Here is a 9679-nt window from a genome sequence, read left to right on the forward strand (position 1 = left end):
GCGCGCCGTATCCAGGGTCGACGTCACGGCCGCCTCCCGCGTGTCCAGCTTGATGTCGATCTCCGCCAGCGGGTCGGCCTGGCGCAGCAACGCCGTGACGCCCTTGGCGCAGCCGCCGCATTTCATGTTCGCGATTCGAAAGCGATGCATCACGCTGTCCTTCTAAGTTTCGTCTGCCCAATAATGTGGTGATTGCCGCGATGGGAGGGTCAAGGGCCACGCGCGGCTCCGTTCTTCTTCCGGGGGTCGCCTTAAACCAGCGCGGCACCTGACCATGGTCATCAGCAGCGTCGGCCACGGTGAGGGCGAGATCATGCGTGAGCCTCTCCGTCGCCACGATTGAGTTGCTGCTCCATACGGCGGGTGGGACGGTCGTCAGCAGCAGGCCGATGGAACGCGAGGCGGGCTTCATGGTCAGGCCCTTGCAGCATGGGCAGCGGTAGTGGCATTCGGAGCTGGTGCAGTCGCAGCAGAAGGCTCCGCCGGTCGCCGCTGCGCCACGCGACGCACCAGCAGGTAGAAGACGGGCGTGAACAGCAGGCCAAGCAACGTCACGCCAGCCATGCCGGAGGCGACCGCGATGCCCATGGCCCGCCGCATCTCCGCCCCGGCGCCGGTAGCAAGGGCAAGTGGGATTGCACCGGCGACGAAGGCGATGGAGGTCATCAGGATCGGCCGCAGCCGCAGCCGCGCCGCCTCGATGACCGCAGCCAATGGGTCGGCACCCGCAAGCTCCCGCTCGCGGGCAAATTCCACGAGCAGGATCGCGTTCTTCGCCGCCAGCCCGACCAGCACCAGCCAGGCGATCTGGTTGAAGACGTTGCTGTCGCCCCCGGTCGCGATCACGCCGCCCAGCGCGCTGGCCACCGCGAGCGGCGCGACCGGCAGCACGGCCAGCGGCAGCGACCAGCTGCCGTACTGCGCCGCCAGGATGAGGAACGTGAGCAGCACAGCGACGGGAAAGACATAGGCCGTCGCATTGCCGGCTAGACGTTCCTGCAACGCCAATTCGGTCCATTCGATCGCCATGCCCGGCGGCAGCACCTCGCGCGCCAGTGCCTCCATCACCGCTTGGGCCTGGCCGGAGCCGAAGCCGGGTGCCGGCGCACCGCCGACCTCGGCCGAGGGATAGCCGTTGTGGCGCACCACCCGGTCCGGTCCTGTTGAGGCCTGAACGCGCACCAGCGAAGCAAGCGGCACCATCGCGCCCGCGGCGCTGCGCACGCGCAGCCGCGCCAGATCCTCCTCGCGCAGGCGAAAGCCAGCGTCGGCCTGGGCGATCACGCGGTAGGTCCGCCCATGTTGCTGGAAGTCGTTCACATAGAGCGAGCCGAGCGCGAGTTGCAGCGCCTGCGCCACATCGGTCGGCGCAACGCCCATTGCCAGGGCGCGGTCGCGGTCCAGCTCCACCCTCAGCTGTGGAGCCGATACATGGAAGCTCGCCATCACGCCGGCGAGTTCCGGTCGCTGCGCGGCCGCGGCGACGAGCCGCTGTGTCCCCTCGGCCAACGCCTCGAGCCCCAGTCCCGCACGGTCCTGCACCTGGAGCTTGAAGCCGCCGACCGCGCCGAGCCCGGGCACCGGCGGCGGCGGGAATACCAGGGCAAGCCCGTCCTGGATCCCGGACAGCCTGGCCTGCAGCCGCTGCGCGATGGCGTTGGCAGCAAGGTCGGGTGTCCGCCGCTGCTCGAAGGATTCGAGCATGGTAAAGACGACGGCAGCGTTGGGCAGCGTGACGAAGCCGTCGATTGAGAGACCCGGGAAGGCCACTACGCTCTCCACGCCGGGCTCGTCCAGCATGATCCGCGACATCTGCCGCGCCACAGCCTCCGACCGCTCGATCGAGGTGCCGGCGGGCAGCATGGCGATACCGACGAGGTAGTATTTGTCCTGCTGCGGCACGAAGCCGGTCGGCACCTGCTGGAAGCCCTGCCAGCCCAGGCCGAGCAGCCCGGCATAGACAAGCAGCGCCAGGCCGGTTGCGCGTGCGGCGCGCTGCACGAAGGCGCCATACCCCCTCGCCGTCGCGTCGAAACCGCGGTTGAAGCGTGCGAAGAACCAACCGAGCGGCCCCCGCCTTGGCATACCATGAGGCTTCAGCAGCACGCCTGCGAGCGCCGGGCTCAGCGTCAGCGAGTTTACCGCCGAGAGCACCGTGGAGACCGCGATTGTCACCGCGAATTGCCGGTAGAACTCGCCCTGAAGGCCGGAGAGGAAAGCGGCCGGCAAGAAAACTGCGGCCAGCACCGAAGTGATTGCAACGATCGGCCCAGTTACCTCGTCCATGGCCTTGCGCGCGGCGTCCTTCGGCGCGAGGCCCGCGGCCATGTGCCGCTCCACGTTCTCCACGACCACGATCGCGTCGTCCACGACGATGCCGATCGCCAGCACCAAGCCGAACAGCGAAAGCGTGTTAAGCGAGTAGCCGAGCGCCAGCATCACGGCGAGCGTGCCGACCAGCGAGACAGGCACGGCCACCAGCGGTATCAAGGATGTGCGCCAGTCCTGCAAAAACAACACCACCACCAGCACGACGAGCGCCACCGCCTCCAGCAGCGTGACGAGCACTGCGGAGATAGATGCGCGGACGAACACCGTCGGGTCATAGGCGATGCGATGCTCGATGCCCTGCGGGAACTCCACACCCATCTCCGCCATGGCGCGGCGCACCGCGGCGGCGACGTCCAGCGCATTTGCGTGCGGTGCCTGGATAATCTGCAGCGCCGCGGCCGGCTCGCCGTCCAGCAGCGAGCGCAGCGCATATCCTTCCGCGCCGAGTTCCACGCGGGCGACGTCCCCGAGCCGAACGAGGCGCCCCTCCACGCCGGTCTTTAGTACGATCGCGGCGAATTCCTCTGGCTCAGAAAGGCGGCCGCGAAAATCAATGGTGAGTTGCGGCGCCAGACCGGCGCCCGGCTGCCGTCCGACGGCGCCGGCGGCGACTTGCAGGTTCTGCGCGCGCACCGCGCGCACAACCTCGGCCGCCGTCAGACCGCGGGCGGCCATGCGATCTGGATCGAGCCAGATCCGCATGGCGTAGTCCCCGGCACCCCAGACATTCACCTCGCCCACGCCAGGGATGCGCTGCAGCCGGTCGCGCACCTGCAGAGTGGCGAAGTTCGCCAGGTGCAGTGCGTCGAAACGCCCATCTGGCGAGACCAGATGCACCACCATCAGCATGTCGGGCGACACCTTGCGCGCAACGACCCCCTGCCGCTGCACCTCCTCCGGCAGGCGCGGCAGCGCGCGCTGGATGCGGTTCTGCACGCGGATCTGCGCAAGGTCAGAGTCGGTGCCATGCGCGAAGGTGACGGCGAGTGTGACCTGCCCGTCTACCGACTGCGAGGTCATGTAGAGCATGCCCTCTACGCCGTTTACCTCCTGCTCGATGGGCGCTGCGACAGTCTCGGCGAGTTCGCGCGGCGAGGCGCCGGGGAACTGCGCCACGACCTGCACCGTGGGCGGCGTGACGGCGGGGTATTCCGACAGCGGCAGGCGGATCAGGGCGAGGCCGCCGGCGACGAGCATCAGGACGGAGAGCACGACCGCGAAGATCGGCCGCTCCACGAAAAAGCGTGGGATGGCGTTCATGACCGAGGTTCCTGTGCGTGCGAGGCCACGGAAGCGGGCAGCGGAGCGATGCGTGTGCCGGGGCGGATCATGCCGCGTGCGACCACACTCTCACCGGGCGAGAGTCCTTCGCGCACCACGCGCAGGCCCTCTCCCGCCGCAGGTCCAAGGCGGACCGGACGGAAGGCGGCGATGCCGTCCGGCGCGGCGACCAGCACGTAGCGGCCGCCCTGCGCCGCGCCGATCGCGGCCTCCGCCACCAGCACCGTTGGGCGCGGCGCAGAGAGCGGCACCCGCACGCGCGCGAAGAGCCCCGGTGCGAGCCTGCCGTCGGGGTTCGCCAGCACCGCGCGCAGCCGCGCCGTGCCGGTCGCGCGGTCGGCCTGGGTGTCGAGGAAGTCGAGCTGTCCCCGGCTCGGGAAGCCGTCCTCGCCGGTCAGCCCGACCTCGACCTCTACCGGCGTGTCGCCGGCCCCCGCCGCAGCCGCCAGGAGGCGCAGATAGGTCGGCTCGTCCACGTCAAATAGCAGGTGGATAGGGTCCACGGCGACAATGCCGGCCAGGAGCGTCTCGCTGGCGGCCACGAGGTTGCCCTCGGTCACCAGCGCGCGGCCGATCCGTCCGGCAACCGGTGCCGTGATCACGGTGAAGTCGAGATCGAGCCGGACTGTGGCGAGAGCTGCCTCGGCGGCCTGCACCTGCGCGCCCAAGACCGCACGTTCGGCTGCCTGCTGGTCGAGCCGCTCGCGCGGAGCATACCCATCGCTCGCCAGGCTTCGCGTCCGCGCATGTTGCCGGCCGGCAAGCGCATGGCGCTCGCGCGCTTCGGCGAGCGCCGCCTCGGCGCGCGCCAGCGCGGCGCGGTAGGGCCGCTGATCCAGCCGGAACAGCACCTGGCCGGGCTGCACAAGGCCGCCTTCCGGCACCTCCACCACCTCGATCATGCCGCCGACGCGCGGGCGCAGCTCCACGCTCCGCGCCGCGTGCAGGAAGCCCGTGAACTCGGCAGTTTCGGCCATTTCGCGGACAAGGACCGGCGCGATGGGTACCGCGATCGCCGGCGTGGCAGCGGTCGGCGTGTCGGCCTGGACGGGGCGGCCGCTGTGGTACCACGCGGCGCCCGCGCCGGCAGCAACCGCAGCGGCGAGCGCAATTGGAAGAAGTCGTGGCATGTCCGTGCTTCCTTGGCTGTGTCGAGCGGGACCTGCAGGTCTCCCAACTTGGGAGGGTCAAGTGCCTTTCTTGAGCTGCTTCACGGTCAGGATTTCGCCCAGCGCTGCTACGGAATGCGCGGCCGGATCGGACCGGACAGAGGGGCCTGCGATGGCGCCGCGATGCTCCGCATCGCCCTTGTGCTGGATCAGCTTGCGCTGCGCCTGGATCCCCTCGGCGGGCACCAGGATTTCCACGCGGCGACGGCCCGCATCATCGCCTGCGGCACTGCGGATCGACCAATTTCATTCGCTACGGCGCCTTTGGCGCGAGCCCGCCCTCGATGGCAGGCGATAGGCGCTCCAGATGCGCGGGAGAGCCTCGGCCAGCAGGACGCGCGACCGGCCTGAGAGGTGAACCGCCGTGTAGGTCCAGGTCGGCATCTCGTTAGGCACGTCGTAAAGGTCGGGCGAGAGGTTAGGTATCGGGCCCCTCCACAGCGAGCAGCGCCGGCCGCACCACACATGCGTTACGCGTTTGCAGGCAGCCTTGCATTTGCGCAGTGGCTATCCGGCCCACTCCCGCTGAAAAGACCGCTTGACCCTCCCAACATGGGAGCTTTGACAAGGTGATCTCCCGCGACATTGCGACAGGAGACGACGATGCAGGACTTCGACATTCCCGACGTGAGCTGCGGCCATTGCGTGCGCACCATCACGCAGGCGGTGAAGGCGCTCGATCCCACCGCTGAGGTCAAGGCCGACCTCGCAACGCGCCGCCTGCGCGTCGCGAGCACGACCGACGCGACGAGCCTCTCCGCGGCGATCACCGCGGCCGGCTACGCCAACACGACCCGCGGCTGAGGAGAACGCGCGATGCCTCCCGACAACAACGTCGCCGCCTGGATCCCAGCGGTGCCCACATCTTCTCATGCCGCGCCGGGTGGCGCGGTGTCGCTGCCCATCGCGGGCATGACCTGCGCGTCCTGTGTGGGCCGCGTGGAGCGCGCGATCGCGGCCGTGCCCGGCGTCGCCTCGGCCTCGGTGAACCTGGCGACGGAGCGGGCCGAGATCCGCTTCGTGGGAACACCTGAACTCGCCAAAGTGCTCGGCGCGGTGGAGAGCGCCGGCTACGGCGTCGGCCGCGAGGTCACCGAACTCGCCATCACGGGCATGACCTGTGCCTCCTGCGTCGGCCGTGTGGAGCGTGCCCTGAAGGCGGTGCCCGGCGTGACCCACGCTGCGGTGAACCTCGCCACGCACCGCGCGAACGTCACGCATCTGGCGACCGTCGGCGCCGACGACCTGGTCGAGGCCGTGCGGCTTGCCGGCTACGGTGCCGAGCGCCTGGGCGCGGAGCCGCCCGCGGCGCGTGACGACCGCGAGCGCGCGGCGCGTACGGCTGAGTTGCAGAGCCTGGCGCGCCGCCTCGGCCTGGCCGCCCTGCTAACGCTGCCGCTGGTCGTCCTGGAGATGGGCGCACACCTTTCCGAGACGCTGCACCACGCCATCCACGACAGCATCGGCTTAACGCTGAGCTGGCAGATCCAGTTCCTGCTCGCCGCGCTAGTGATGTTCGGCCCCGGCCTCGGCTTCCAGACCAAGGGCTGGCGCGCGCTGCTGCGCGGCGCGCCGGAGATGAACTCCCTCGTCGCGCTCGGCACCGGCGCGGCCTTCGCGTATTCCACTGTTGCGACCTTCGCGCCGACGCTGCTGCCCGCCGATGCACGGCATGTCTTTTTCGAGGCGGCGGCGGTGATCGTCACCCTGATTCTGCTTGGCCGTTGGCTCGAGGCGCGGAGCAAGGGCCGCACGTCGGAGGCAATCCGGCGCCTCATGGGCTTGCAGCCACCCACGGCGCGCGTGCTGCGCGACGGAGAGGAGCAGGAGATCCCGGCCGCGCAACTGATCCCCGGCGACATCGTGCTGGTGCGGCCCGGTGACCGCATCCCTGCCGATGGCGAGGTCACCGAGGGCGCTTCCTTCGTGGATGAGGCCATGATCACCGGCGAGCCCGTGCCGGTGGAGAAGGTGCCCGGCGCACGCGTCACCGGCGGTACGGTGAACGGCACCGGCGCCTTCCGCTTCCGCGCTACTGCGGTGGGTGGCGAGACCGTGCTCTCGCAGATCGTACGCATGGTGGAGCAGGCGCAAGGATCGAAGCTGCCGATCCAGGCGTTGGTGGACCAAGTGACGATGTGGTTCGTCCCTGCTGTACTCGCCATCGCCGCGCTGACCTTCGGCGTGTGGCTCTTCTTCGGGCCGGACCCAGCCCTCGCCTTCGCGCTGGTGAACGCGGTCGCGGTGCTGATCATTGCCTGCCCCTGCGCCATGGGCCTGGCGACGCCGACGTCGATCATGGTCGGCACCGGCCGGGCGGCAGAGCTCGGTGTGCTCTTCCGCAAGGGCGAGGCGCTGCAGGCACTGCGAGATGTCGAGGTTGTCGCCCTCGACAAGACCGGCACGCTGACGGAAGGCCGCCCGGTGCTGACCGACCTGGTCGTCGCGCCAGGCGAGGACGAGGCCACGATCCTGGCGCTGATCGCTGCAGTCGAGGCCAAATCGGAGCACCCGGTTGCACAGGCCATCGTCGCAGCGGCAAGGACGCGCGGCCTTGCTCTGGCCGAGGCTACGGCGTTCGAGGCCGTGCCCGGCTTCGGCGCCACGGCGCTGGTGGATGGGCGGCACGTCGCAGTCGGCGCCGATCGCTATATGGCGCGGCTCGGCCTCGACGTCAGGCGCTTCGCCACGATGGTGGCGGCGCTCGGCGACCAGGGCCGCACGCCCCTCTATGCCGCGGTGGCCGGGCAGCTCGTGGCGGCGCTCGCGGTGGCCGACCCGGTCAAGCCGGGAACGCCCGCAGCCCTCGCCGCGCTGCGGGCGCAGGGGCTGCGCATAGCCATGGTGACCGGCGACAATAGGCGCACTGCGGAGGCGATCGCCCGCGGCCTCGGCATCGAGGAGGTGGTCGCCGAGGTCCTGCCGGACGGCAAGGTCGCGGCCGTAGAGCGCCTGCGCGAGGGCGGGCGGAAGGTCGCCTTCGTGGGCGACGGCATCAACGACGCGCCGGCGCTCGCCGCTGCCGACGTCGGCCTTGCGGTAGGCACCGGCACTGATGTTGCGATCGAGAGCGCCGATGTCGTGCTGATGTCAGGTGACCTCGGGGCGGTGGCGACCGCCTTCGCGATCAGCCGCGCGACGATGACAAATATCCGGCAGAACCTGTTCTGGGCCTTCGCCTACAACGTCGCGCTGATCCCGGTCGCGGCGGGTGTATTGTGGCCCTTCGGCGGCACGCTGCTGTCGCCTATGCTGGCGGCGGCGGCAATGGGGCTCAGTAGCGTCTTCGTGCTGGCGAATGCGCTCCGGCTGCGGCGGTTCAGACCCGCCGCGGTCGCTATCGGGGAGTGATGGCGATGAACATCGGTGAAGCCTCGAAGGCCTCCGGCGTCTCAGTGAAGATGATCCGCCACTACGAGGCGATCGGCCTTCTGCCGGCGCCACTGCGGACCGAGAGCGGATATCGCGTCTACCGGGCGGAGGATGTGCATGCGCTCCGCTTCATCGGCAATGCCCGCGACCTCGGCTTTCCGCTCACCGAGATCGCCGATCTGCTCAGCCTCTGGCGCGACCGCGGCCGCGCCAGCGCCGAGGTCAAGCGGCTCGCGCAGGCGCATGTGACGGCGATCGACGAGAAAGTGAAGGCGCTTCAGGCGATGGGGGACACGCTGCGTCACTTGGCCGCGGCGTGCCACGGCGACCATCGGCCCGAATGCCCTATCTTGGAGGGCATTTCCGGACAGGCAGTCTCGCCCGGAGCGAAGGAAAGACGGCGCAGACGTGCTGTGGAGGACCTTCGCTATGCCGGAATTCCTGCGCCTCCGCAGGGGTAGCTGCGCAGCGCCTCTTCACTGACCCAGCCCACCCACCTGGGGCACCAGAAGGTGACGCAAATAGCGAGACGCGTCTCACAGACGCCAGAGCAGGTTGGAATCCGGTTCCCACCGCTGCTCCAATTTTCCCCAGACACACCTAGCATTTATGACCTGCCCGATGGGGCCGCCTACCCGGAACATTTGTTCCTAGGGGCCGGATAGGGTGCCGTTTTTCAGTCGCTGTAGTCGGACGTGAACAACGCGGAAGTCCCCGGGATTCCTCGGGTTTGCGGCGGACGCAAGTATTCGCGCTTGTAAGGCTGCTGTCCGGAGCGGTCGAAAACCTTGCAAATCCGCGGCCCTGTTGAAGCCCGTCGAGCGGCGTGATTCCCTTGGCGCGTCGCCGCCTGGAGACCGCCGATGCCGCCGAAATCGCCGCCATCCGAGCAGCCCGAACTTTTCCGCTCGGCCCTGGTGAACCTCGTCGATCGCCGTCATCCCCTGGTGCGCCTCGCGGGCCTAATCGACTGGGATCGCTTCGCCACCTCCTTCTGCCCGCTCTACCGCGACGGCATTGGCCGGCCTGGACTGCCGACCCGCCTCATGGTCGGGCTGCACCTGATCAAGCACATGGACGGCCTCTCCGATGACGCCGTCTGCGCACGCTTCCTCGACAGCCCCTACGTCCAGTTCTTCTTCAGCCGCTTGGCATCGGGATTGGCCAGAGCGTCCCGGGCAATCTCCCGCTCGACCACGCGTAGGTCCTCACTCAGCCGCTCGTGCTCGCGCAGGTGGCGCGCCACCGCGTCGGCCTCGTCTGGCGGGAGGGGCTGTGCCAGCAGCTAGGCCCGCCCCTTTGGCCCAAGCAGGTCGGCATGCGGGCATGGCGGCACCAGATGGGCGTGCAGGATCGACTGCGTCATCGTCTTGAGCCGCGCCCGCTGGCAAGGCGGCGCCGACGCTCCCGAGGGCAGGCACCGCGAGCAGACCAGACAGTAGACGACGACGATGCATCGGCGCTTTTCCGAATGCTTATTCTGATGGTGCGACGAAGCCGAGGCGACCGGCGTTGCGGTGGACCAG

General features: G+C 69.2%; 8 protein-coding genes and 1 pseudogene. 3 read left to right on the forward strand and 6 right to left on the reverse strand.

Going from position 1 to position 9679, the window contains the following annotated elements; genetic code table 11:
* The 5 genes from ACFHPP_RS29460 to ACFHPP_RS29480 form a co-directional block, all read right to left on the reverse strand.
* A partial coding sequence (locus tag ACFHPP_RS29460) for a heavy-metal-associated domain-containing protein (protein ID WP_437166801.1) occupies positions 1–150 on the reverse strand: 150 nt, incomplete at its 3' end.
* A gap of 264 nt (positions 151–414) precedes the next feature.
* Positions 415–3591: an efflux RND transporter permease subunit gene (locus ACFHPP_RS29465; protein WP_437166794.1), complete on the reverse strand. Its 3177-nt coding sequence runs from the start codon at positions 3589–3591 to the stop codon at positions 415–417.
* Positions 3588–4742 (reverse strand): efflux RND transporter periplasmic adaptor subunit, encoded by a 1155-nt coding sequence (locus ACFHPP_RS29470; RefSeq protein WP_437166795.1) that lies wholly within the window; start codon positions 4740–4742, stop codon positions 3588–3590. The genes ACFHPP_RS29465 and ACFHPP_RS29470 overlap by 4 nt, the downstream gene beginning before the upstream one ends.
* A 57-nt stretch (positions 4743–4799) precedes the next feature.
* A complete protein-coding gene (locus ACFHPP_RS29475; RefSeq protein WP_437166796.1) occupies positions 4800–4979 on the reverse strand; it encodes a hypothetical protein in 180 nt (59 codons plus the stop codon).
* Positions 4980–5027: 48 nt separating this feature from the next.
* Positions 5028–5246 (reverse strand): FMN-binding negative transcriptional regulator, encoded by a 219-nt coding sequence (locus ACFHPP_RS29480; RefSeq protein ID WP_437166797.1) that lies wholly within the window; start codon positions 5244–5246, stop codon positions 5028–5030.
* 138 nt (positions 5247–5384) lie between these two features.
* On the opposite strand from ACFHPP_RS29480, the gene ACFHPP_RS29485 reads away from it, so the two are divergent.
* Genes ACFHPP_RS29485 through cueR form a run of 3 tightly spaced genes read left to right on the forward strand, consistent with a single transcriptional unit; the run spans position 5385 to position 8614 of the window.
* On the forward strand, positions 5385–5585 hold the full coding sequence (locus ACFHPP_RS29485) for a heavy-metal-associated domain-containing protein (RefSeq protein WP_437166798.1): 201 nt from the start codon (positions 5385–5387) through the stop codon (positions 5583–5585).
* A 12-nt stretch (positions 5586–5597) separates the two neighbouring features.
* Positions 5598–8132 carry a heavy metal translocating P-type ATPase gene (locus tag ACFHPP_RS29490; RefSeq protein ID WP_437166799.1) on the forward strand — a complete coding sequence of 845 codons (2535 nt, stop codon included), beginning with the start codon at positions 5598–5600 and terminating at the stop codon, positions 8130–8132.
* Between the two features lie 5 nt (positions 8133–8137).
* Entirely contained in the window at positions 8138–8614 is a 477-nt protein-coding gene (gene cueR / locus ACFHPP_RS29495; protein ID WP_437166800.1) for a Cu(I)-responsive transcriptional regulator, read from the forward strand.
* Positions 8615–9294: 680 nt separating this feature from the next.
* Here cueR and ACFHPP_RS29500 read toward each other — a convergent pair.
* Positions 9295–9540 (reverse strand): annotated as a pseudogene (locus ACFHPP_RS29500) (IS110 family transposase); the annotation flags it as partial.
* Positions 9541–9679 lie beyond the last annotated feature (139 nt).

Source organism: Falsiroseomonas sp. E2-1-a20, assembly GCF_051433195.1.
In the GTDB taxonomy this organism is placed as follows: Bacteria; Pseudomonadota; Alphaproteobacteria; order Acetobacterales; family Acetobacteraceae; genus Falsiroseomonas.